Source organism: Streptomyces sp. 8N114 (assembly GCF_052245835.1).
Taxonomy (GTDB): domain Bacteria; phylum Actinomycetota; class Actinomycetes; order Streptomycetales; family Streptomycetaceae; genus Streptomyces.
Genome location: NZ_JBQQBT010000001.1, coordinates 46,083 through 69,005 on the forward strand (window position 1 = coordinate 46,083; position 22,923 = coordinate 69,005).

A 22,923-nucleotide genomic window follows, 5' to 3' on the forward strand; every position below is an offset into this window, starting at 1 on the left:
GGGCCCTTTCCGCACCGGCTCGGTGAGCGTTCAGCCCTGGGTGAGCCGGGCGACCGCCTCGTCGATCGGCAGCTCCTCGCGCTCGCCCGTACGCCGGTCCTTCAGCTCCACGCGGCCGTCCTTGATGCCCCGTCCGGCGATCAGGATCGTCGGTACGCCGATCAGCTCGGCGTCGGTGAACTTCACGCCCGGGGAGACGCTCGTACGGTCGTCCACCAGCACCCGCACGCCCGCCGCACCGAGCCGGTCGGCGATCTCCAGCGCCGCCTCGGTCTGCTGCGCCTTGCCCGCGGCGACCACGTGCACATCGGCGGGCGACACCTCGCGGGGCCAGCACAGGCCCTGCTCGTCGGCGTGCTGCTCGGCGAGCGCCGCCACGGCGCGCGAGACGCCGATGCCGTAGGAGCCCATGGTGACGCGGACCGGCTTGCCGTCCTGGCCGAGCACATCCAGCTCGAACGCGTCGGCGTACTTGCGGCCCAGCTGGAAGATGTGGCCGATCTCGATGGCGCGGTCCAGCTCGATGCCGGCACCGCACATCGGGCAGGGGTCGCCCGGCTCGACAACGACGACGTCGAGGTACTGGTCCACCTCGAAGTCCCGGCCGCACACCACGTTGCGGGCGTGCTTGCCCTCCTCGTTGGCCCCGGTGATCCAGGAGGTGCCGGGGGCCACTCGCGGGTCGGCGAGGTAGCGGAACGCCTTGCCCGCCATGCCGCCCTGCGGGCCCACGTAGCCGCGGACCAGATCCGAACGGCCCTCGAAGTCCTCCGCGGTGACCAGCTCGACCGTGGCGGGCGCCAGCTGCTCGCCGAGCTTGCCCAGGTCCACCTCGCGGTCACCGGGGACGCCGACCGCGGTGATCTCGCCGTCCACCTTGACCAGCAGGTTCTTCAGCGTCGCCGAGGCGGGGACGCCCAGGTACTCGGCGAGCGTCTCGATGGTGGGGGTGTCCGGGGTGTCCAGCTTCTCCACCGGGCCGTGGCCCTCGGCGGAGGACGGCGGCACGGTGATCGAGACGGCCTCGGTGTTCGCCGCGTAGCCGCACCGCGGGCACTGCACATAGGTGTCCTCGCCGGCCGCGGCGGGGGCCAGGAACTCCTCGGAGGCCGAGCCGCCCATGGCGCCGGAGACGGCCGAGACGATGCGGTAGTCCAGGCCCAGGCGCTCGAAGATGCGCTTGTAGGCGACGCGGTGTGCGGCGTAGGACTCGGCCAGGCCCTCGTCGGAGACGTCGAAGGAGTAGGAGTCCTTCATCGTGAACTCGCGGCCACGCAGGATGCCGGAGCGGGGGCGGGCCTCGTCCCGGTACTTGGTCTGGATCTGGTAGACGGTGACCGGGAGGTCCTTGTACGAGGAGCACTGGTCCTTGACGACCTGCGTGAAGATCTCCTCGTGGGTGGGGCCGAGGAGGTACTCGCCGCCCTTGCGGTCCTTGAGGCGGAAGAGCAGGTCTCCGTACTCCTCGTAGCGGCCGGAGACCTCGTAGGGCTCCTTGGGCAGCAGCGCCGGGAGCAGCACCTCCTGGCCGCCGATGGCGTCCATCTCCTCGCGTACGACACGGGTGACGTTCTCCAGCACCTGCTTGCCGAGCGGGAGCCACGTCCAGATGCCGGCGGCGGTGCGGCGTACGTACCCGGCGCGGACCAGCAGCTTGTGGCTGAGCGTCTCCGCGTCCGCCGGGTCGTCACGCAGCGTCTTCAGCATCGACCGGGACAAACGCTGGACACGGGCTGCCATGGGGACTCCTGCTCGGGGCTGTACTCGCGATGAGTGACGGAACACGTCGATGCGGAGCCTATCGGCCCGGACCGGCAGCACGGAAACGAGATGTCAGCCCCGCGCCAACGGCAACCGTGCCCCCATCACCACGTACGGCTGCGCAGCGCTCGGGAACTGAACGCGGCGGGCCAGGTCGCGGTAGCCGAGGCGGCGGTAGAGGGCGCGGGCGGGGCTGTCGGTGTCGAGGGCGGAGAGAAGGGAGCGGGGCTCGGTGGCCGCGTCGGTGAGGCGGGTGATCAACTCGCGCCCGATCCCGCGGCGCTGGAAGGCGGGGTGCACATGCAGCTCGGTGATGACGAAGGTGTTCTCCAGCCAGTCCTCGTGGCCCTGCTGGCGCAGATAGGGCTCGACCACCGTCGACCACCACTGGGTGCGGTCGTTCGGCATCCCGTAGACGAAGCCGACGAGGCGGCCCTCCTCGGTGGTGGCACCCAGTGCCCGCGCGCCCGGGGAGGTCATATGACGCAGGACGATGTGCCTGCGTACGCCGATCTCCTCGTCGGTCAGGCCGAAGGCGACAGCCTGGACGGCGAGCGCCTCGTCGACGCGCGCTGCGAGGTCGAGCGGGCCGATGACCACTCTCCGGGGGTCCGGGAGCTGCCCCCCGGCTGTGTGCGGCATGGCCGGGAGGCTACTTCCTTGGCCGTGTCCACGCGAAGAGGCAGCGCAGCGCGGCAATCGGGGCCGGGCGGTCTCAGAACAGGACGCTCATGAACGCGCCGACCTCGCGGAAGCCGACGCGGTGGTAGGCGGCGCGTGCGGGGGCGTTGTAGTCGTTGACGTACAGGCTCACGAGCGGGGAGACATCGCGCAGCGCATGACCGATGACGGCGGCCATCCCGGTCTCCGAGAGGCCCTCGCCGCGCCGCTCGGGGGCCACCCAGACACCCTGGATCTGACAGGCGTAGGGGGTGACGGCGCCGATCTCGGCCTTGAAGACGACGCGGCCGTCCTCGATGCGCGCGAGGGAGCGCCCGGTGCTGACGAGCTCGGCGATCCGCGCCTGGTAGACCAGCCCGCCGTCGCCTGACAACGGGGAGATGCCGACCTCCTCGGTGAACATCGCCACGCAGGCGGGCAGCACGAGGTCCATCTCGTTCTTGGCGACCCGCCGCACCAGCGGGTCGGGGGCGATGTCGTGCGGCATCCGGTCGGTGACCAGCAGCGGCTGGTTGGGCCGCACCTCCCGGGCCGGGCCCCAGTGCGGCTCCAGATATGACCACAGCGCCGCCGTGGGGCCTGCGGGCCCGACGATGGACGAGCAGCGGCGGCCCTGGCGGCGTGCCCGCTCGGCGAACGCGCGGACGGCCTCGGGGCCCGCGCACAGCGGGACGAGGTTGGCTCCGCTGTAGCAGAGAGCTGCCAGCCGGCCGTCCTGGTACCAGCCCCACATCTCGCCGCCGAGGCGCCAGGGGTCGAGCCCGGAGTTCTGCACACGGGCAGTGACGAACGCGTTGTTGACCGGCTCCCGGCGCAGAACGGCGAGCGCCTCCTGCAGCTCGGCCGGTTCGACGACCTTGGTGGAAGTGGTGGTCAACAACGGTCTCGGTGCCTCACCGTGCGGCCCGTGGGCGTAAGGAACGATCTGCTGGCACTGTACCTGTGCGCACAGAACGCCGCCGCCGCGCGGCCTTCTCGGCCTGCGCGGCGGTTGCTGCTGTGCTGGTCTCGCTGGCGGGCTGGTCAGCTCGCCGCCGTCACCACCGGCTCGCCGGAGGCGACGCCGTCCTTCTCCATCTGCTCGGCGATCTTCATCGCCTCGTCGATGAGGGTCTCGACGATCTTGGACTCGGGCACCGTCTTGATGACCTCGCCCTTGACGAAGATCTGGCCCTTGCCGTTGCCGGAGGCGACGCCGAGGTCGGCCTCGCGGGCCTCGCCGGGGCCGTTGACGACGCAGCCCATGACGGCGACGCGCAGCGGGACGTCCATGCCCTCGAGGCCGGCGGTGACCTCGTCGGCGAGCTTGTAGACGTCCACCTGGGCGCGGCCGCAGGAGGGGCAGGAGACGATCTCCAGGCCGCGCTGGCGCAGGCCGAGGGACTCCAGGATCTGGATGCCGACCTTGACCTCCTCGGCGGGCGGTGCCGAGAGGGAGACCCGGATCGTGTCACCGATGCCCTCGCTGAGCAGGGCGCCGAAGGCGACGGCCGACTTGATGGTGCCCTGGAAGGCGGGGCCGGCCTCGGTGACGCCGAGGTGCAGCGGGTAGTCGCAGCGCTGGGCCAGCAGCCGGTAGGCGTTGACCATCACGACGGGGTCGTTGTGCTTGACCGAGATCTTGATGTCGCGGAAGCCGTGCTCCTCGAAGAGTGAGCACTCCCACAGCGCCGACTCGACCAGTGCCTCGGGGGTGGCCTTGCCGTACTTCTCCAGCAGCCGCTTGTCCAGCGAGCCCGCGTTGACGCCGATCCGGATGGGGGTGCCGGCGGCGGAGGCCGCGGCGGCGATCTCCTTGACCTTGTCGTCGAACTGCTTGATGTTGCCGGGGTTGACGCGGACGGCGGCGCAGCCCGCGTCGATGGCCTGGAAGACGTACTTCGGCTGGAAGTGGATGTCGGCGATCACCGGGATCTGCGACTTACGGGCGATCGTGGCGAGCGCGTCGGCGTCGTCCTGTGTGGGACACGCCACCCGGACGATCTGGCACCCGGACGCCGTCAGCTCGGCGATCTGCTGCAGCGTCGAGCCGATATCCGAGGTGCGAGTCGTGGTCATGGACTGCACGGACACGGGCGCGTCTCCACCGACCGCGACCGTTCCTACCTGGATCTTCCGGCTGACCCTGCGGTCGGCGAGCTTGGCCGGAACGTCCGGCATTCCGAGCGAAATCGCTGTCATCAGCGTGCAACCCCAACGGTGTCGTTCAAGTCCCGGGTTCGGCGGGCTCCCGTTCCCCGAGATTACGGCACCGGCCTCGCCCGGAGCACATTGCTCACTGGAGAATGCGGCAAATGCTGACGCCCGTGCGATTTCGCACGGGCGTCAGCGCATGAGACACGTATCCCGTCAGCCGGTGAGTCTGACCGGATTCACCACGTCGGCCACCAGCACCAGAAGGGTGAAGCAGAGGAAGATACCGGCCACCACGTAGGCGACGGGCATCAGCTTGGCGACGTCGAAGGGACCGGGGTCCGGGCGCCGGAAGACCTTGGCCAGATTGCGCCGCAGCGACTCCCACAGGGCGCCTGCGATGTGTCCGCCGTCCAGCGGCAGCAGCGGCAGCATGTTGAACAGGAACAGGCTCAGATTGAAGCCCGCGACCAGGAAGAGCATGGTCGCCACCCGCTGGCTCGGCGGGATGTCGAGCGAGAAGACCTCGCCGCCCACCCTGGCGGCGCCCACCACGCCCATCGGCGAGTCCTGCTTGCGCTCGGCGCCGTCGAAGGCCGCGTTCCACAGGTCGGGCACCTTGCCCGGCAGGTCGATCAGGGCCTCCACGCCGTTGGCCATCATGTCGCCCATCCGGTCCACGGCCTGCGGGAAGGACTGCTGCACGATGCCGCTGGCCGGGGTGAAGCCGAGGAATCCGGCGGTCACGTACTCGTCGGGGACGTAGCTGCCGCGGCCGTCGGACTTGGCGACCTTGTTCTCGATCAGATCGGCGTGCAGCGTGTGCCGGGTCCCGTCCCGCTCGACGGTGAGGGTGGCGGGGCCCGTGGTGTCGCGAATGTGCTGCTGGAGAGCGCTCCAGTCCTCGACACGCTGCCCGTCGAAGGCGACGATCTTGTCACCCGGCTTGAGGCCCGCCGCCTTGGCCGGGGAGTCCTTGGCGTCCTTGGGGCACTTGTCGGTCTGCGCCGAGGCGGGGATCACACACTCCGAGACCGTGGAGACGGTGGTCGTCTGGGTGTTGACCCCGAAGGTCATCAGCACCGTCAGGAAGATCACCACGGCCAGGATCAGGTTCATGAACGGCCCGGCGAACATCACGATGACGCGCTTCCACGGCTTGCGCGTATAGAGCATCCGGTGCTCGTCACCGGGCTGGAGCTCCTCGTACGCGGCAGCGCGCGCGTCCTCGATCATGCCGCGGAACGGCGAGGAGGAGCGCTGCCGTACGGCGCCGTCGTCGCCCGGCGGGAACATGCCGATCATGCGGATGTAGCCGCCGAGCGGCACCGCCTTGATGCCGTACTCCGTCTCGCCCTTGCGCTTGGACCACAGAGTGGGGCCGAAGCCCACCATGAACTGCGGCACCCGCACGCCGAACATCCTGGCCGTCGAGAAGTGGCCCAGTTCGTGCCAGGCGATGGAGAACAGCAGGCCGACGACGAAGACGACTATGCCGAGGATGGTCATGAACGTCGTCATGCGCGGGCCTCCGCTGTTGCTGTGGCGGAACGTGCCGCCAGTTCACGGGCGCGGGCGCGCGCCCAGGTCTCTGCGGCGAGGACATCGGGAAGGGTGAGCCCGGTTCCGTCCGGCGTGCCGTGCTCTTCGACCACAGCCGCAACCGTATCCACGATGCCCGTGAACGGCAGCCTTCCGGCCAGAAACGCCTCGACGCACTCCTCGTTCGCGGCGTTGAAGACGGCGGGGGCCGTACCGCCCAGCGCGCCCACCCGGCAGGCCAGCGGAACGGACGGGAACGCCTCCTCGTCCAGCGGGTAGAAGTCCCAGGACATCGCCTCGGTCCAGGAGAAGACGGGCCCGGAGTCCGGCACCCGCTCCGGCCAGCCGAGGCCGAGCGCGATCGGCAGCCGCATGTCCGGGGGGCCGCACTGGGCGAGGGTGGAGCCGTCCGTGAACTCCACCATCGAGTGCACGGCGGACTGCGGATGGACCACGACCTGGATGCGGTCGAACGGGATGTCGTAGAGCAGATGCGCCTCGATGACTTCGAGCCCCTTGTTGACCAGAGTCGCCGAGTTGACGGTGATGACCGGGCCCATGTCCCAGGTGGGGTGGGCCATCGCCTCCTGCGGCGTCACATCGGCGAGCTCGCCTCTGCTCCGGCCCCGGAACGGGCCGCCCGAGGCGGTGACCAGCAGCTTGCGCACCTCAGCGCGGGTGCCGCCCATGAGGGCCTGGAAGAGCGCGGAGTGCTCCGAGTCGACGGGCACGATCTGGCCGGGCCGGGCCAGCGCCTTGACGAGGGGCCCGCCGACGATGAGCGACTCCTTGTTGGCCAGCGCCAGCACCCGGCCCGCCTCCAGCGCGGCCAGGGTCGGTGCGAGGCCGATGGAGCCGGTGATGCCGTTGAGCACCGTGTGGCACCGGGAGGCGGCCAGTTCCGTCGCGGCCTCCGGGCCCGCCAGCACCTCGGGCAGCGGCTCGCTCGTGCCGTACGCCTCCCGCAGCGCCGTCCGCAGCGCGGGCACCGTCTCCTCGCGGGCCACGGCCACCGTGCGTACCCGCAGCTGGTGCGCCTGCTCGGCCAGCAACTCCACCCGGCCGCCCGAGGCGGCCAGCGCGGTGACCCGGAAACGGCCCGGGTTCTTCAGCACGACATCGACGGCCTGTGTGCCGATCGAACCCGTCGAGCCGAGGATCACGATGTCGCGCGGTGCGCCCGCCTGCGAGGCTGCTGCCGTGCCACTGCCGTTGCCGGAGGGCTCGGTGCCGGGGTAGCGCAGATGCGGATCAGCGAGGGAGTCGGTCATGCCCCCATTGTGTCCGCTCCCCGGACCCGACCGGACAGCGCACCGGGTGCGAGGCCGGGTGCACGCGGCAGTCGGCGCGCGGGTGGGGGCACGCAGCGCCACAGCCGTGGGTCTTCCAGCACGCTGCGGGACCGCCTAGTGCCGTCTTTCCCGCCGAGTACGATCACGCTCATGCCGCCGAGCGATCAGAACAGGCTGCCGCTGAGTCAACGAAGTGGCATACGCGATCGTGTGGCGCCCACTAAACTCGATGATTTGGCCGGGAGCCGGGAGCCGGGAGCCGGGAGCCGGGAGCCGGGAGCCGGGAGCCGGGAGCCGGGAGCCGGGAGCCGGGAGCCGGGAGCCGGGAGCCGGGAGCCGGGAGCCGGGAGCCGGGAGCCGGGAGCCGGAAGCCCGGTGCGTGCTTTTCGTGGTCAGGACGGCGACCACGCTGCACCGGCTCCTCGACGCAGCGCCGGCCCTCGCGGGTGACCGGCGGATCCGGCCGTACGTCACGCTGGTGCCCGGTTCGGAGTTCGGTGCCGACGCCTTGGCCGCGCTCGACGGGCTGCGCGCGCGGCAACTGCCCTGGGAAGAGGCCACCCGGCGCTCGTTCGGGCTGATACTGGCGGCCTCCGCACGCGGTGAACTGCACCGGCTGCGGGGCCCGCTGACGCTGCTGCCGCACGGTGCGGGCTTCAGTAAACGGATGCCCGCCCAACCGGGCGAGCCGGGGGACGACGCGGCCAACGGGCTCCACCCCGAGCAGTTGCTGCGCCCCGACGGCGCCCCGCTTGCCCGGCTGCACGCCCTCGCCCACCCCGGTCAGCTCGACCGGCTGGCCGCACACTCGCCGCCGGCCGCCGCACCCGCTGCCGTCGTCGGCGACCCGACACTCGACCGGCTGCTGGAGTCGCAGCCACGCCGGGACCGCTACCGGCGCGCCCTGCGGACCGGCCGGCGGAGGCTGGTGGTGACCCTCTCCACCTGGGGCCGTGAGTCGCTGCTGGAGCGCCGCCCCGGACTGCCGCTGCGGCTGGCGACGGAACTGCCGTACGACGCCTACCAGACAGCTCTGGTGCTGCACCCGAACGAGCATGCGCGCAAGGAGCAGTTCGGGCTCAGCCTGGACCTCACCCCGGAGCGGAAGGCCGGGGTACTGCTGCCGCGCCCGTACGAGGAGTGGGCGGCGCTGCTGGTCGCCGCGGACTGCGTCATCACCGACCACGGCTCGACAGCGCTGTACGCGGCGGCACTTGGCCTCCCCGTGCTGGGCGCCTACGACGGCGGCACCGAACTGCTGCCCGGCACGCCCATGGCCCGGCTGCTGGCCGCGGTGCCGCGGCTGGACGAGCACGCGCCGTACGAGCCCCTGCTCGAACGGGCGCTGGCGGAGCACCGGCCGGAGACCGTGCGGGCGGTGGCGGCGGACGCCTTCGCCCGGCACGGGAGCGCGGTGGGAGAGCTGCGCAGGCACCTGTACGAGTTGCTGGACCTCACCCCGCCCCCGGTGCCGGCCGAACCTGAGCCGCTGCCGCTGCCGGTGGAGGTGGTGCAGCGGTCACCCGCTCCGTGGGCCTTCGCCGTGGACGCGGACGCGGACGGGAGCGGGGACACGGTGCGGGTGGTGCGGCGCCCGGTCTCGGGCCGCGCCGGTGACCATCTGGCGGCCGAGGAGGACTGGGCGGGGCTGCGCCATGTGCAGAGCGCCGGGCTGCTGTACCGGCACTGGGACGGGAACGCTGCCGGGGCCTCGGTACGGGAGTGGAGCGCGGAGGTGCTTGCCGCGTACCCGGGGTCGTGCCGTACGGCTGCCGCAGTGATGGCGCCAGACCGGTATGTGCTGCGGGTGCGGGACGGCGGGCTGCTGGATGTGCGGCTGGAATCCGCACCCAAGGGGGTCGATCCGGTCGCGGTGCTGTGCGGTGTGCACGCGTGGCTCATGAAGCGGCGTGCGGCCGTGCCCGCGGGGCAGCGGGTGCGGTGCGAGGTGGGAGGGCAGCGCGCGGTGGCGGTGTTGGGGCCGGTACCGGACGACGCGGGGGTGCCGGCGGAGGGGCTGCTCGGCTAGCCGCGATCCACCACGCCGCCCGCGTCGGCTTCGATGGCGCGGGCCTGAGCGCGGTGGGCCTCGGCTGTCTCCCGCTCCCCCGCCGACTCGGCGAGGTCGGCCAGTGCGTACAGGGCCGCGGCCTCGTCGTGGTCGGCGCCGCGGGTACGTGCGCTGGTGAGCGCACGCTCGTACAGCGCCTGGACCCGGCCGTCATCGGCAGCCGGCTCCAGTCGGCGCAGGGCGCGGGCGAGTTCGTAGGCGGTGAGCCCGGTCATCCGTTCGCGGTCCTGCTCCAGGGCCATCCGGTGTGCCCCTTCGAGCGCGTCGACAGCGCGCTGCGGCTCGCCCTGCCCGATGAGGGTCTTGCCGAGCAGATAGCTCTGCAGCAGGACGCCATAGGGGTTGCCGATCTCCTCGTGGATCCGACGGGAGGCCATGAACTGCTCTATTGCGCGCGCCGGATCACCCTCCGCGCAGTGCAGCAGTCCGCGGAATTCGAGGGTGGAGGCGCGCAGCTTGGGCTCGCCCTCCAGCGTCGCCGCGGCCTCCACGGCGCGGTCCACCATGGTGCGTGCTTCCGGCAGCCTGCCCACCTCCCAGAGGGCGCGGGCCAGTTGGCAGCACATCCTGGCCTGCGCCGCCACCTGCTCAGCGCGCTGCGCGGCGGCGAGCCCGGCGCGGAAGGCGTCGATGGCCTCCGCGTGGTGCCGGTGGTCCATGAAGTGCGTCCACATCGGCTCGCACAGGCTCCAGGCGTCGGTGTCGCCCTCCGGGTCACCGCGGTCGCCGCTGCCATGGGCGAGGTGCACGCACGCGTACAGCGCGGGTTCTTCCGCTCTCATCCAGCGGGCCGCGTCCGCCTTGTCGGCGAAGGGCACGTCCGGCGCGTACGGCAGCGGGGGCACGGGGGTGGCGAAGCGCATCCGGCCGCCCGCGATCAGTTCGTCGGCGCGTTCCGCCTGCCGCCGGTACCAGCGCACCACCCGGCGCCGGGCCGCTGGCGCCTCGCCCGGGTCGCTGTCGCGGCGGGCGCGGCGCTGGGCGTGAGCGCGCAGCAGATCGTGCATACGGAGACGTTCTGTCGCCCCGTCGGGCTCTGCGGCGCTGCCGCGCTCCGGGGCGCTGCCGCCCGCCGCTGCGCTGTCGCCCTCCCCAGCGCGGTCCCAGACCGCGATCAGGCTGGCGTGCTCCAACTCGCCCAGCGCGTCGTAGGCGGTGTCCAGGTCGGCGTCACCGAGCAGCGCCGCAGCCGACGCCGCGGTGAAGGACGGTCCGGGGTGCGCGGCGAGCAGCCGGTAGAGGCGGGCCGCGGGGGCGCTCAGCTCGCGGTAGGCGGCGTCCCAGACGGCTTCCACCACGGGCAGGCCCTCCTCGTCGAGTTCGGTGCGCAGCGCGGCCACCAGGCGCTCGGGCGGCCTGCGCCGGTGGGTGCGCAGATACCGGCCGGCGACGTGCAGCGCCGCGGGCAGTCCGCCGCACATCCGGGCGATCTCGGTGACCGTGCCCGGACCGCCGGCCGGGCGCGTGCCGTCCAGCACGGCGTGCAGCAGCCCTTCCGCCGCCTCGCCGGGCAGCGGGCCCAGCGGCACCTCCAGCGCGCCGGACAGGTCCACCAGGCGCTTTCGGCTGATGACGATGGCGACGCTGTCGGAGGAGACGGGCAGCAGGGGTTCGACCTCGCTGCCGTAGGCGACGTTGTCGAGGACGACGACGAGTTCGCGGCGTGCGGTGCGCTCCTCGTACTGACGGCGGCGCCCGGCGAAGTCCTTTGCCAGCCACGGTTCGTGCACACCCAGCGCGCGCAGCAGCACCGCCAGCACGTCCGCCGGGGCCACGGCGCCGTCCCGGCGTACGTCGTCCAGGTCGACATACAGTGCGCCGCACCCCCGCTCGCGGTACGTCTCGTGCGCGAGCCGCAACCCCAGTGCGCTCTTGCCGACGCCGCCGATGCCGCTCACGGCCACGACCAGCGGCCGCACCACCCCCGGGCGCCCGCGGCGCTGCCCGAGCGCCCGTGCGACATCGGCCCGTTCGGCGTCCCGGTCCTCGAAGTACGCCGCTTCGACCGGCAGTTGCACCGGAGGAGCGGTGGGCTCCTGCGGTGCGGCGTGCGTGTGGTGGTGCACTGCCCCGATGCTGGCCGCCTGGACGATCGCACCGGTGCTGACGTGCCCGTCGACGGTGTTGCGCGTCTGCTCGCTCACACCCCAACTCTAGGGCGGGGGCGTGGAGCTGGGCAGGGGGCACCGGTGTGCCGCCAGCCGGACCGGAGAGCGCGGGTCAGGGGATACGGCGGTGCACGTTCTCCTTCTGGGCGGGGCCGGGGGTGGCGTCGGCGATCCAGGGCCCCTCGGTGGACGCGTCGATCACGCCCTCTTCCAGCCAGGCGTAGGAGCCGTCCAGGACCTCTCGGACAACCTGGTTGTCGAGATCGTCGGTGTTGGTCCACAGCCGCCCGAACAACTCTTCGACGCGGATGCGGGACTGCCGGCAGAACGCGTCGGCCAGCTGATGGGCGGCCTGCCCGTCGGTCCCCTCACGCCGCAGCTTCTCCGCCCGTACGCAGGCCGCGCTCATCGCGAACAGCTCGGCGCCAATGTCCACGATGCGGCCGAGGAAGCCCTGCTTGGTCTCCATCCGGCCCTGCCACCGGGACATGGCGTAGAAGGTGGAGCGGGCCAGTTTGCGTGCCGTGCGCTCCACGTAGCGCAGATGCCCGGCGAGGACGTCGAACTCGGCGTACGTACGCGGCAGCTGGCCGGGGCCCGCGACCAGCTTGGGCAGCCACTTGGCGTAGAAGGTACCGGCGGCGACCGCGGCCTTGCGCTTGTCGGCGAGGGTCTTGTCCGGGTCGATCAGGTCGCCGGCGACCGACAGATGCGCGTCCACGGCCTCGCGGGCGATCAGCAGGTGCATGATCTCCGTCGAGCCCTCGAAGATGCGGTTGATCCGCAGATCGCGCAGCAACTGCTCGGCGGGGACACCGCGTTCGCCGCGCGCCGCGAGGGACTCGGCGGTCTCGAAACCGCGGCCACCGCGGATCTGCACCAGTTCGTCGGCCATCTTCCAGGCCATCTCGCTGCCGAAGAGCTTGGCGAGCGCGGCCTCGATCCGGATGTCGTTGCGGTCCTCGTCGGCCATCTGGGACGACAGGTCGACCACCGCCTCCAGGGCGAACGTCGTCGCCGCGATGAAGGAGATCTTGCTGCCGACGGCCTCGTGCTTCCCGACCGGCCTGCCCCACTGGACGCGCGCCTGCGACCACTCGCGGGCAATCTTCAGACACCACTTGCCGGAGCCGACGCAGGTGGCGGGCAACGACAGCCGGCCGGTGTTGAGGGTGGTCAGCGCGACCTTGAGACCGGCGCCCTCGGGCCCGATCCGGTTGGCGGCCGGGACCCGCACCCGGTGGAAGCGGGTGACGCCGTTCTCGAGGCCGCGCAGCCCCATGAAGGCGTTGCGGTTCTCCACGGTGATGCCCTCGGAGTCGGCCTCGACGACGAAGGCCGTGATGCCGCCCTTGTGACCCTCGGCCCGGCGCGGATCGTCGGCGGCGGGCTCGGGGACGCGCGCCATGACGACCAGGAGGTCGGCGACCACCCCGTTGGTGGTCCACAGCTTCACTCCATCGAGTACGTAATCTCCCCCGCTCTCCGGGACGGCTGTGGTGGCCAGCCGCGCCGGGTCGGAACCGACGTCGGGCTCGGTCAGCAGGAACGCGGAGATGTCGCTGCGCGCACAGCGGGGCAGGAAGGCGTCCTTCTGCTCCTGGCTGCCGAACAGCTTCACCGGCTGCGGAACGCCGATGGACTGGTGCGCGGACAGCAGGGCGCCGACGGCCGGGCTGGCGGAGCTGACCAGCGCGAGCGCCTTGTTGTAGTAGACCTGGGTCAGGCCGAGGCCGCCGTACTCGGTGCCGACCTTCATGCCGAGCGCGCCGAGCTCCTTGAGCCCGCTGAGCACCTCGTCCGGGATGCGGGACTCGCGTTCGATCAGCGCACCGTCGATCTTGGCCTCGGCGAACTCTTGCAACTTCGCCAGGAATTCCTCGCCGCGCGCGACGTCGTCGGCCGCCGGTTCCGGATGCGGGTGGATGAGGTCGAGGCGGAAACGCCCGAGGAAGAGCTCTTTGGCGAAGCTGGGCTTGCGCCAGTCCTTCTCCCGGGCTGCCTCGGCGACTTCGCGTGCTTCACGCTCGGAGACGGTCATCTCGCTCACCTCGAAACGGTGTGGAGGCGGATACGCGGTGCGGGACGGTGACAGCCGACTGACGGCTACCGACGGGTGCTACTCGGTCGTATGTACCCGATTCCTCCGGGGCGTACCAGACGCCGCGCACAGACGCGTTCCGCGTGGCGCCGCTGCCAGTGCGTGCCCGGCGACTCTTGTGCTTCCCTCCCCTGTGCTGAGTAGGGGGTGCCCCTGCCTGGCTCCCGCAGGCTGCGGGTTGCGTCGTGGCTGGGCGCGCAGTTCCCCGCGCCCCTTACGGGGCGCGTCCCCCTGTCCGGCCGCTGCCAGGGGTGACCAGGCCGGTCTCGTAGGCGAGCACAACGGCCTGTGCGCGGCTGCCGATGTCCAGCTTGGCCATCGTGCGGTTGAGGTGCGTCTTGACGGTCGACTCGCTGATCACCAGGGCCTCGGCGATCTCGGCGTTGGACAGCCCGCCCGCCACCAGGCGGAGCACGTCCAGCTCCCGTCCGGTGAGCACGTCGAGCGTCTCGGGCGGCGGGGTAGCGGGGTCGGGCTGCGGGGCGTACGCCTCGATGAGGCGGCGGGTGACGCTCGGCGAGAAGAGGGTGTCCCCCTCCGCGACGGCGGCGATGGCGGCCAGCAGCCGCTGCGGACCGGTGTCCTTGAGCAGGAAGCCGCAGGCCCCGGCGCGCAGCGCCGCGTAGACGTACTCGTCCAGATCGAAGGTGGTCAGCACCAGGATGCGGGGGCGAGGCTCCGGGCTCGCCTCCAGGATCCGCTCGGTCGCGGTGATACCGCTGGTGCCGGGCATCCGGATGTCCATGAGGATGACGTCGGGCCGCTGTTCGGCGGCGAGTTGGACCGCCTCGTCCCCGTCGGACGCCTCGCCGACGACCTCCATGTCCGGTGCGGCACGCAGCAGAGCGGCGACGCCCGCCCTGATGAGCACCTGATCATCGACGACGAGCACCCTGGTCGTCACCGTGTGTTCCCCTCTGCCCGTCAGGCGGGGAGGATCAGCTGCACCTCGAATCCACCGCTCGCCCGTGGCTCGGCGTGCAGCCGGCCCCCGTAGATCCTGGCGCGCTCCCGCATCCCAATCAAGCCGTGCCCGCCCGGAGGGGGCGAGCCGGCACCCGGCGGTACGGGAATCCGCGTACGAGAACCGTCGGCGCCGCCCGCGCTCCCCGCCCGTTCCTTCTCGGCGCCCTTGTCGCGGCCCTTCTCGCCGCCCGCGCCGGTCCGGCCCTCGCCGCCCCCGCTGGTACGGCCGTCGTCGGAGACCGTCACGGTCAGCTGCCGGGGCTCGTAGGCGACGGTGACGGCCGCCTGGGCGGGGTAGGCGTGCTTGAGCACATTGGTGAGCGCTTCCTGGACGACGCGGTAGGCGCACTGGCCGGCGCCGGGCGCGAGGGGGCGGGGCTCGCCGCTGACGGTGAACTGTACGGGCACGCCTGCGCCGCGTACCCGTTCGGCCAGTTCCGGCAGCTGGTCGAGCCCGGGTGCGGGACCGAACTCCGCCTGATCCTCGGTACCCTTGACGAGCTGCGGGCCGCCGTCTCCGGGCCGGTCGCCGCCCTCCACCCGCAACACGGCCAGCAGGCGGCGGAGTTCGGCCAGTGCCTCGCCGGAGGTGTCGGCTATGGTGCCGAGCGCGCCGCGGGCGGTCTGCGGATCGGTGTCGAAGACGTAGCCCGCCAGTCCCGCCTGCACGGATATCACCGACATGTGGTGCGCTACCACGTCGTGCAGCTCGCGGGCGATCCGGACCCGCTCCTCGGCGACGGCACGCCGCTCCGCCCCCGCCCGTTCGCGGCGCAGCTGGCCGGTCAGCCGGGCCAGCTCCACATTGCGCTGCGCCGACTTGCGCGCCAGATAGCCGAAGCCGCAGATGACGCTGGTGTAGAGCACGCTCTGGCCCAGCACGGTGGCCCAGGAGCTCTCCTCGCCCGTCGTCCCCGCGAAGTTCCAGACCGCCGCCAGCAGCAGCGCGCACAGCACCGCCTCACGCAGCGGTCGCATGGACGCGACGGTGTAGAGCGCGAGGAGGGGACCGAGGGTGTTGACGACGGGCCAGTAGTCGAGCGCGACATACACCGTCCATACCGCGAAGACGCCCAGGCTCAGCGCGAACGGGATGCGCCTGCGGGCGACGAGCGGCAGGTTCACCGCGCAGGTCAGCGCCACGCCCAGGCCGTCAAGACCCGACCAGCCCGCCGGGACGCGGTCGTTGCCCAACAGCAGGCTGACGGCAGTGATGGCGAGCGCGATGGCGCTGTCGTACGCCCAGGCCGGCACGCGCTCAGCTCTGTGGCGCAGTCGGGTCCAGACCGTCGTGCTCCGCATCGTCGCAGCGTAGCCATCTGCCGACGGCGCCCTCATCCACCGGACGCGCTGTGTAGCGCGCCCGCCGTCTACCGCTGTGGTACCACTCCGGCGGTCGGCTACCGCAGAAGGACAGCTTCCACTTACCGCCGTACGGTGATGACCGGCGGGCGGGGACGGCGTAACTTCAGTTCTCAGGAAGAGCGCCACGCCCGGGGGACGGGGGGCGGGCCACGGACAGGGGGAAACCGTGGCCGCAGACAACAGCCTCAGGGCGTGGTGCTGTTCGACGCTGCGGAGTGCCCACTGAGCATCAGCACCACAGTGATGAGCAAAAGCAGCAGTGCGAGAGCCGCCACGACGACGGTCAGGGCGCGGCCGATCCGTCGCCGCTGCCACTCCTCGCGAAGGCGCATGGACCCACCTCCCCCGGCCTCCGGGCCGGACCTCCGGCCGCGGATCGCACACGAGTACCTCGGAATCACGTTCCTCAAGGCACTGTAGTGCCGCCGAGCGGCGCGCAGGGGGCGGGGTCATGCCAGGGTTCAGGGGACGACGCGGAAGTGGGTCGTCAGCCTGCCCTCGTCGTCGTGGACGTGGAAGGCGAGCACCGGCGGCAGTTCGTAGTCGATGGGCCCGCCCTCCTCACCCTCCCAGGGCATCTTCAGGGTGGAGACCACGCCGGGTGCCGCCACCAGTGGCAGCCCCGCGAAGGTGGTGACCGCCGGGGTGTGGCTGTGCCCGCACAGCAGCCCCGCCACATTGCCGTACCAGCCGACGACCTCGGCAAGCCGTTCCTCGCCGAACTGCCGGATGGGGTCGACGTACTGGCCGTGCAGCGGGACCGGCGGATGGTGGAAGCACACGAAGGCGGGCTTGTCGCCCGGCGCCCCGGCCAGCGCCTGGTCGAGCCAGGTGAGGGTGGCGTCGTCGAGATAGCCGTGCCCCTTGCCGGGCACGCTGGAGTCGCACATCAGGAACGTGGCACCCAGCAACTGGTGCGCCTGGTTGACCGGCGAGACATCGGAGGCGTCGCCGTTCAGCAGCACGGAGCGGTAGGGGCCGCGTGCGTCGTGGTTGCCGGGGCAGATCAGCGGAAGCACCCCGTGGTCGGCGAAGAGCTTCGTCGCCAGGGTGTATTCGGATTCCTCGCCGTGGTCGGCGATGTCCCCGGTGAGCAGTACGGCGTCGAGTTCGCCGGGCAGACCGGCAAGGTAGGCGAGCACCCGCTCGGTGCGCTCGCGGGCGCGTGCCCCGCCGTCGCCCCGGTCCTGGCCGAGGTGAATATCGCTGAACTGCGCGAAGGCGAACATCTGCTGGTTCCTCGCTTGTCGTGTGGCTCGCTTACCGTCTTGCTCGCTTGTCGTGTGGCTCGCTTGTCGTCTCGCTTGTCGTGTGGCTCGGGCGTACTCTGTCGTCACGTCTCGGGTGGCTGTGCGGGGCCCTGTGGCGCTCCGCCGGGCTCCGCAGGTTCGGCTTCCCCGGGTCGGTTTCCAGGGCCGGCGCCGGGTCACTCCTGCGGATCCGGCGGTCGTACTCAGCTCTTCCAGTGGACGGCGAAGGCGCGTGCCGGGTTGTCCACGAAGAGCCGCCGGGCCGTCTCCGGGCCCAGCTCGCGGGTGACGCGTGGCCGCAGTACGCGGGTCACATACGGCACCCCCGTCTCGGCACGGGCCGTCGCGGTGACCGTGTCCCCGCCCAGCAGCAACTGGTCGCCATAGCCCTGCTCCAACAGGTCGGCCAGACTGTCGAAAAGGCGCCAGTCAGTGGCGTGATGGGTGCGCGAGGGTCCGTCGAAAACGAGCCACGCACCGGAACGTGCCGCCTCGCGCTGCATCCGCACATCCGGGCAGCGCCCCAGATGCCCCAACAGCACGCTGGAGGGCGGCACTTCCTGCTGCTCGCACAGGAAAGCCAGTACGTCCGCCGCGCCGGTGCCCAGTTCCAGGTGCACGGCGATCGGCGCACCGGTGGCATGGTGTGCCTCGGCCGCAGCTGCCATCGTCCGCCGCGCGTAAGGGCCGAGCCCGTGGAAGTCGCCCGCAACCTTGATCAGCCCCGCCCGGGGCTGCTCGCCGCAGACGCCACCGCGTATCCCGCGGGTCAGCTCCTGGACGAACAGCTCCGCCGGATCGGACGGCGGCTCCTCGGTGTAGTGCTGGGCCTGGTGCAGCCCGGTCGCCGCCACGAGCCGGGTGCCTGTGCGCCGGGCGAGTTCCACCAGTGCTCCGGAGTGGCGGCCCAGTCCGTAGGGCGTCCACTGCACGAGGCTTCGACCGCCGTGCTCGGCGAACCCTCGCAACTGCTGCTCGGCGGCGTCGGTGTCCGCCAGTTCTTCGCCGGGCAGCCGGGGGCTGCGCAGGAACAGATGGTCGTGGGCGTCACACACCCCCAGCTCCGGGCCGGGGAGATCGCCCTCGACGGTGCGCACGGCAGGGGCCGCTCCCCCGTCCTCCCGCGTCACGAGGGGGACCCGGGTTCGGCCGCGTGGGCGTCCAGCAGGCGCAGCAGGCCGTCGGTCGCCTCGTGGAACGGTCCGGGGTCCCCGGCGGAGCGGGCGAGCACATAGCCGCCCTGGACGACGGCGACGATCGTCGCAGCCGTACCGGCGGGGTCGAAGGCAGGACCGAACTCGCCGTTCGCCCGCCCCTCCTCGAGCACTTCGGTCAGGCGGGCGCGCAGCCAGTCGAAGGTCTCCCGCAGGTGGGCGCGCAGTGCGGGGTCCGCGATCACGTCCGGGTCCTGGGCGAGTCCGCCGATCCGGCAGCCGCGCAGCACCGAGCGCTCCCGCCCCAGATAGGCACGGACGCGCTCCCGGGCGCTCCCCTCGCGCGAGAGGTCCGCGTCGGCTGTCGCACGCATCTCCTCCGCGCTCTTGCGCACCGCGGCCCGCGCCAGGTCGGGCTTGCCGCCGAAGTGGTGGTACATACTGCCCTGGCCTGCCCCGGCCCGCTGTTGGATGGCCCGGGGGCTCGTGCCCACGTAGCCGCGCTCCCAAAGGAGCTCCTGGGTGGCCTCGATCAGCTTGTGGGCTGTGTCAGTACCGCTCATGCCCTCACTGTACATACCAGTAGGTACATAGATCCAGAAGCTGCGCCGTCCCTCGGAAACGCCGCTGCCGGGCCCCCGACAGCGTGCGCTGTGCGGGAGCCCGGCAGCAGTGTGCGCTCGGGGAAGGGCAGGCGGTGCGGCTCAGAGGTCGAGACCGGTGAGCACCATGACGCGCTCGTAGGTGTAGTCCTCCATCGCGAACCGCACACCCTCCCGGCCCACGCCGGAGTCCTTGACGCCGCCGTAGGGCATCTGGTCGGCACGGTAGGACGGTACGTCGCCGACGACGACACCGCCGACCTCCAGCCCGCGATGTGCACGGAAGGCGGCCTGTACGTCGTGGGTGAACAGACCGGCCTGCAGGCCGTACCTGGATTCGTTGACGGCCGCGAACGCCTCCTGCTCGCCGTTCACCTTCACGAACGACATGACAGGCCCGAAGACCTCCTCGCAGCCGATCTGGGTGTGGGCGGGGACGTTCTCCAGCACCGTCGGCTCCACCGTCGCGCCGTCGCGCTTGCCACCCGTGAGCACCTTGGCGCCGGCCGCGACCGCCTCGCCGATCCAGGACTCGACGCGGCGCGCCGCGTCCTCGCTCACCAGCGGGCCCACATCGGTGGCCTCGTCGGAGGGGTCACCGGTGTTGAGCGCTTCGACAGCCGCCACGACCTTGGGGACCAGCCGGTCGTAGACCGAGGCATCCGCGACGACCCGCTGCACGGAGATGCAGGACTGGCCCGCCTGGTAGTTGGAGAAGGTGGCGATCCGCTGGGCGGCCCAGTCCAGGTCGGCCTCGGAGGAGTAGTCGGCCAGCACCACAGCCGCGCCGTTGCCGCCCAGTTCCAGGGTGACGCGCTTGCGCGGCGCGGAGTCCAGGATGGACCAGCCGACCGGAGCCGAGCCGGTGAAGGAGATGATCGGCAGCCGCTCGTCCTGCACCAGTCCCGGCATCTGGTCGTTCGGCACCGGCAGCACCGACCACGAGCCCGCCGGCAGATCCGTCTCGGCCAGCAGTTCGCCCAGGATCAGCCCGGACAGCGGGGTGGCGGGCGCGGGCTTGAGGATGATCGGGGTGCCGACCGCGAGCGCCGGGGCGACCTTGTGGGCGCACAGGTTGAGGGGGAAGTTGAACGGAGCGATACCCAGGACCGGGCCGTAGGGGAAGCGGCGGGTGAAGGCGAGCCTGCCGGTGCCGCCCGCGTCCGAGTCGAGGCGCTGGGCCTCGCCCCCGTTGAACCGGCGGGCCTCCTCGGTCGCCCAGCGGAAGACGGAGACGCAGCGGCCGACCTCACCGCGCGCCCACTTCATGGGCTTGCCGTTCTCCGCCGAGATCAGCTGGGCGATCTCCTCCGTACGCTCCACGAGGCGGCGCGTGACGTGGTCGAGCGCCGCGGCGCGGACGTGCGCGGGGGTGGCGGAGAACTCGTCGGCGACCGCGGCGGCAGCGGCCACGGCCTCCTCCACCTGCTCGGACGTGGGAATGCTGACGGTGCCGACGTGCCTGCCGTCCCAGGGCGAGGTGACGTCGAGCGTGCTGTCGCCGGTGGCCTCACGGCCGGCGAGCCAGAATGCGTGAGGAGAAGTCGCTGTCGTCACTGCGGATCGCCTTCCGGATGCGGGAGAGTGGCTCGGTTCCAGCGTCCACGTTAGGGCGTCGAGGCCCGCCCGCTTCTTTGCCGGGATGTAGCACTTGCGCGGCGCCGTGTTACGAATTGTCGCTGTACGGCTTGTCCCCGTACGCCCGGGACGCGATTCCTCCGCGGCGTGCTGTCCGCTGCCGCGCCGTGCGTGCCGGGACCTGCCCCGTACTGCCTTGTCCTTCGCGGTCTCAGCTGGTGGCCTTGAGAGCCAGCCACAGCTCCATGCGCACGTCCGGGTCGTCGAGGGAGCGGCCCAGGATCTCCTCCACCCGGCGCATGCGGTATCGCAGCGTGTGACGGTGCACACCGAGCTCGGCGGCGGCAGCGTCCCACTGGCCGTGCCGGGACAGCCAGGCCCGCAGCGAGGCCACCAGGTCGCCCCTGCCGTTCGCGTCGTGCTCCCGCAGGGCACGCAGCAGTCCGTCGGCGAACGCGCGGACGGCGTCGTCGGCCAGCAGCGGCAGTACCGACCCGGCCGCGACATCCTCGTGCTCCACGAGGGCCACTCCGCGCCGTCTGGCGACGGCCAGCGCCTGGTCGGCCTGCTTGAAGGCGACGGCAGCTGCGGACAGCCCCACGGGCGCGGAGACGCCTATCGCCAGCCCCTCCTCGCCGCCCCCACCGGCGCGTCGGCCGGGCTGCGCGGCGGAAGCCGTCGAGCCGAACTCGGCGCACGCGGCCACCGCTGCGCCGCCGTCCGAGGCGAGCACCACCAGCCGCGCCCCGTCGGGCACCACGAGCACCGCCTCACCGTTGCGCGCGGCGGCGGTCTCTATCGCGTCGGCCAGTTCTTCCAACGGCCAGACGATCCGGCCCAGCCGCCCCGTGTCGGAGCCCTCGGCCTGCGGACCGCGGCCCGCGCCGACCACCACACCGGAGGTCGCCGATGCCCCGGAGGTGACAGCTGAGACGGAGGGGACGGTGGCGGACGACTGCGGTGCGGCGGTCTGCGTGGCCGACGACTTCGTGCCCGACGACTGCGGCGACTGCGGCCCGGAGGGCTTCGCAGCGGGCTGCTTCACCGACGACTTGGCGGACGGCTTCCCGGCGGACGGTTTGCCGGACAGCCTCGTCCCGGCGGGCGTCCCGGCCTCCAAGGAAGCCGTGACGGTTGCCGGCCCGCCGTTCGTCGCGGCGAGGTCGGCCAGCCCGCACGGCTCGCCCGCACGGGCCAGATAGCCGCTGCGCGGCTGCGGCGAGGGGCGCGCACCGGCCGCGGCAGGCACCGAGGGCGCCCCGGACGCCTGCGCTGCCTGGGCCGTATGCACTGCCGCGATGCCCTCCTGGGCGAAGCGCGTTGCCGCGGCCGAGGCCGGTTCGGCGACGATCACCCGCATCGGGGCGTCCAGCAGTCCGCCGTAGAGCTGCCCGGCCACGGCACGCGCATGGTCGCCCTCGCCGACGAGCAGCATCTTGAGCACCGCAGCGCCCAGCCGCTGCTCTGCCTCCTGCAGCGCCCGCGAGCGCTCCATGGTGAGGGTCAGCAGGGCGATGGCCGAGTTCACGGCGTACCGCTCGGCCGTACCGAGCGGTGCTGCCGTACCGACCGCCAGCACCGCTTTGGCGCGTCTGCCGCTGCCGATCGACTGGAGTTCGACACGGTCGTCCCCGGCTTCCGCCTCGCTGACCACCGCGCTGGCGGGCGCCGGCCGGTCCCGCAGCCGCTCGGCGTCGCCGACGAAACGTGCCGCCCTGCGCACCGCCCAGGCCGGAGCCGTGGCGACGACCGAGCCGGAGGCGTCGTAGAGCGCGGCCCACCCGTCGACCTGCGAGGCCAGCCGGGCGAGCAGCGCGGAGGGACCCTCACGGGAGAGCGCGGCTCGGGTCATCTCGCGCTGCGCGTCGAACCCGGCGGTCACCGCGCGGTACTGCTCGGCGGCGATGTCCGCGGAGACCGCTTTGCTGATCGCGATGAAGGGGGTGCGTCTGGGGACCTCGAGCAGCGGGAGATCCGCTTCCCGGCAGGCGTCGACGAGGGCCTGCGGCACGCCCTCGTAGTTGACGGCTGACGCGAAACCGAGCCCGGTCACGCCCTTGCTGACCAGCTTCTCCACATAGGCGCGCATCGCCTCGGGGTCGCCCGCGTCCAGCTTGAGGCCCGTGAAGAGGATGAGCTCCCCACCGTCCATGTACGGCGTCGGGTCGGCAAGCTCGCTCGCGTGCGCCCAGCGCACGACGGCGTCCAGCCGGTCGTGCCCGGCGAGCACGGAGAGGCGGAGCGCGGAGTTCTGGACAAGCGCGGCAAGAGTCGGTGGCATAACGCACTTCACGGTACAGCCGTCGGCGCGTATTCGGT

General features: G+C 72.0%; 17 protein-coding genes. 1 reads left to right on the top strand and 16 read right to left on the bottom strand.

Features of this window, described 5'->3' with window-relative positions:
- Positions 1 to 30 precede the first annotated feature (30 nt).
- From ACTWQF_RS00185 to dxr, 6 genes are all read right to left on the bottom strand, one after another.
- The gene (locus tag ACTWQF_RS00185; RefSeq protein WP_443275901.1) at positions 31 to 1,740 is read right to left on the bottom strand and encodes a proline--tRNA ligase; all 1,710 of its coding nucleotides are present in this window, start codon (positions 1,738 to 1,740) and stop codon (positions 31 to 33) included.
- Positions 1,741 to 1,833: 93 nt separating this feature from the next.
- Positions 1,834 to 2,403 (bottom strand): GNAT family N-acetyltransferase, encoded by a 570-nt coding sequence (locus ACTWQF_RS00190; RefSeq protein WP_443275903.1) that lies wholly within the window; start codon positions 2,401 to 2,403, stop codon positions 1,834 to 1,836.
- Positions 2,404 to 2,476: 73 nt separating this feature from the next.
- Positions 2,477 to 3,322 carry a GNAT family N-acetyltransferase gene (locus ACTWQF_RS00195; protein WP_443275905.1) on the bottom strand — a complete coding sequence of 282 codons (846 nt, stop codon included), beginning with the start codon at positions 3,320 to 3,322 and terminating at the stop codon, positions 2,477 to 2,479.
- A gap of 143 nt (positions 3,323 to 3,465) precedes the next feature.
- Complete coding sequence (ispG, locus tag ACTWQF_RS00200; protein WP_443275907.1) at positions 3,466 to 4,623, bottom strand: flavodoxin-dependent (E)-4-hydroxy-3-methylbut-2-enyl-diphosphate synthase; 1,158 nt, start codon at positions 4,621 to 4,623, stop codon at positions 3,466 to 3,468.
- Positions 4,624 to 4,791: 168 nt separating this feature from the next.
- Positions 4,792 to 6,096, bottom strand: coding sequence for a M50 family metallopeptidase (locus tag ACTWQF_RS00205; protein ID WP_443275909.1), 1,305 nt, complete (start codon positions 6,094 to 6,096; stop codon positions 4,792 to 4,794).
- The gene (gene dxr / locus ACTWQF_RS00210; RefSeq protein ID WP_443275911.1) at positions 6,093 to 7,388 is read right to left on the bottom strand and encodes a 1-deoxy-D-xylulose-5-phosphate reductoisomerase; all 1,296 of its coding nucleotides are present in this window, start codon (positions 7,386 to 7,388) and stop codon (positions 6,093 to 6,095) included. The genes ACTWQF_RS00205 and dxr overlap by 4 nt, the downstream gene beginning before the upstream one ends.
- 409 nt (positions 7,389 to 7,797) lie before the next feature.
- Here dxr and ACTWQF_RS00215 point away from each other — a divergent pair, with 409 nt between their 5' ends.
- The gene (locus ACTWQF_RS00215) at positions 7,798 to 9,438 is read left to right on the top strand and encodes a translation initiation factor 2 (RefSeq protein ID WP_443275913.1); all 1,641 of its coding nucleotides are present in this window, start codon (positions 7,798 to 7,800) and stop codon (positions 9,436 to 9,438) included.
- Here ACTWQF_RS00215 and ACTWQF_RS00220 read toward each other — a convergent pair.
- The 10 genes from ACTWQF_RS00220 to ACTWQF_RS00265 form a co-directional block, all read right to left on the bottom strand.
- Positions 9,435 to 11,624 (bottom strand): hypothetical protein, encoded by a 2,190-nt coding sequence (locus tag ACTWQF_RS00220; RefSeq protein WP_443275915.1) that lies wholly within the window; start codon positions 11,622 to 11,624, stop codon positions 9,435 to 9,437. The genes ACTWQF_RS00215 and ACTWQF_RS00220 overlap by 4 nt on opposite strands.
- 76 nt (positions 11,625 to 11,700) lie before the next feature.
- Positions 11,701 to 13,629, bottom strand: coding sequence for an acyl-CoA dehydrogenase family protein (locus tag ACTWQF_RS00225; protein ID WP_443277500.1), 1,929 nt, complete (start codon positions 13,627 to 13,629; stop codon positions 11,701 to 11,703).
- 274 nt (positions 13,630 to 13,903) lie between these two features.
- Positions 13,904 to 14,593: a response regulator gene (locus tag ACTWQF_RS00230; RefSeq protein ID WP_443275916.1), complete on the bottom strand. Its 690-nt coding sequence runs from the start codon at positions 14,591 to 14,593 to the stop codon at positions 13,904 to 13,906.
- A 20-nt stretch (positions 14,594 to 14,613) separates the two neighbouring features.
- Positions 14,614 to 15,957 carry a sensor histidine kinase gene (locus ACTWQF_RS00235; protein WP_443275918.1) on the bottom strand — a complete coding sequence of 448 codons (1,344 nt, stop codon included), beginning with the start codon at positions 15,955 to 15,957 and terminating at the stop codon, positions 14,614 to 14,616.
- A 248-nt stretch (positions 15,958 to 16,205) separates the two neighbouring features.
- Positions 16,206 to 16,352 carry a hypothetical protein gene (locus ACTWQF_RS00240; RefSeq protein ID WP_443275920.1) on the bottom strand — a complete coding sequence of 49 codons (147 nt, stop codon included), beginning with the start codon at positions 16,350 to 16,352 and terminating at the stop codon, positions 16,206 to 16,208.
- A gap of 129 nt (positions 16,353 to 16,481) precedes the next feature.
- On the bottom strand, positions 16,482 to 17,249 hold the full coding sequence (locus ACTWQF_RS00245) for a metallophosphoesterase (RefSeq protein WP_443275922.1): 768 nt from the start codon (positions 17,247 to 17,249) through the stop codon (positions 16,482 to 16,484).
- Positions 17,250 to 17,473: 224 nt separating this feature from the next.
- Positions 17,474 to 18,367, bottom strand: a complete 894-nt coding sequence (locus ACTWQF_RS00250; RefSeq protein WP_443275924.1) for a phosphotriesterase family protein — start codon at positions 18,365 to 18,367, stop codon at positions 17,474 to 17,476.
- A gap of 29 nt (positions 18,368 to 18,396) precedes the next feature.
- Complete coding sequence (locus ACTWQF_RS00255; RefSeq protein WP_443275926.1) at positions 18,397 to 18,987, bottom strand: TetR/AcrR family transcriptional regulator; 591 nt, start codon at positions 18,985 to 18,987, stop codon at positions 18,397 to 18,399.
- 141 nt (positions 18,988 to 19,128) lie between these two features.
- On the bottom strand, positions 19,129 to 20,583 hold the full coding sequence (locus tag ACTWQF_RS00260; RefSeq protein WP_443275928.1) for an aldehyde dehydrogenase family protein: 1,455 nt from the start codon (positions 20,581 to 20,583) through the stop codon (positions 19,129 to 19,131).
- Between the two features lie 232 nt (positions 20,584 to 20,815).
- Positions 20,816 to 22,885 (bottom strand): PucR family transcriptional regulator ligand-binding domain-containing protein, encoded by a 2,070-nt coding sequence (locus ACTWQF_RS00265; RefSeq protein ID WP_443275929.1) that lies wholly within the window; start codon positions 22,883 to 22,885, stop codon positions 20,816 to 20,818.
- Between the last annotated feature and the right edge of the window lie 38 nt (positions 22,886 to 22,923).

What these genes read in the sequence shown, in the direction of transcription:
- ACTWQF_RS00185 (WP_443275901.1), bottom strand. Translation starts at nt 1,740, where the DNA reads ATGGCAGCCCGTGTCCAGCGTTTGTCCCGGTCGATGCTGAAGACGCTG.
- ACTWQF_RS00240 (WP_443275920.1), bottom strand. Translation starts at nt 16,352, where the DNA reads ATGCGCCTTCGCGAGGAGTGGCAGCGGCGACGGATCGGCCGCGCCCTG.
- ACTWQF_RS00235 (WP_443275918.1), bottom strand. Translation starts at nt 15,957, where the DNA reads ATGCGGAGCACGACGGTCTGGACCCGACTGCGCCACAGAGCTGAGCGC.
- dxr (WP_443275911.1), bottom strand. Translation starts at nt 7,388, where the DNA reads ATGACCGACTCCCTCGCTGATCCGCATCTGCGCTACCCCGGCACCGAG.
- ispG (WP_443275907.1), bottom strand. Translation starts at nt 4,623, where the DNA reads ATGACAGCGATTTCGCTCGGAATGCCGGACGTTCCGGCCAAGCTCGCC.
- ACTWQF_RS00245 (WP_443275922.1), bottom strand. Translation starts at nt 17,249, where the DNA reads ATGTTCGCCTTCGCGCAGTTCAGCGATATTCACCTCGGCCAGGACCGG.
- ACTWQF_RS00255 (WP_443275926.1), bottom strand. Translation starts at nt 18,987, where the DNA reads ATGAGCGGTACTGACACAGCCCACAAGCTGATCGAGGCCACCCAGGAG.
- ACTWQF_RS00265 (WP_443275929.1), bottom strand. Translation starts at nt 22,885, where the DNA reads ATGCCACCGACTCTTGCCGCGCTTGTCCAGAACTCCGCGCTCCGCCTC.
- ACTWQF_RS00190 (WP_443275903.1), bottom strand. Translation starts at nt 2,403, where the DNA reads ATGCCGCACACAGCCGGGGGGCAGCTCCCGGACCCCCGGAGAGTGGTC.
- ACTWQF_RS00205 (WP_443275909.1), bottom strand. Translation starts at nt 6,096, where the DNA reads ATGACGACGTTCATGACCATCCTCGGCATAGTCGTCTTCGTCGTCGGC.
- ACTWQF_RS00225 (WP_443277500.1), bottom strand. Translation starts at nt 13,629, where the DNA reads ATGACCGTCTCCGAGCGTGAAGCACGCGAAGTCGCCGAGGCAGCCCGG.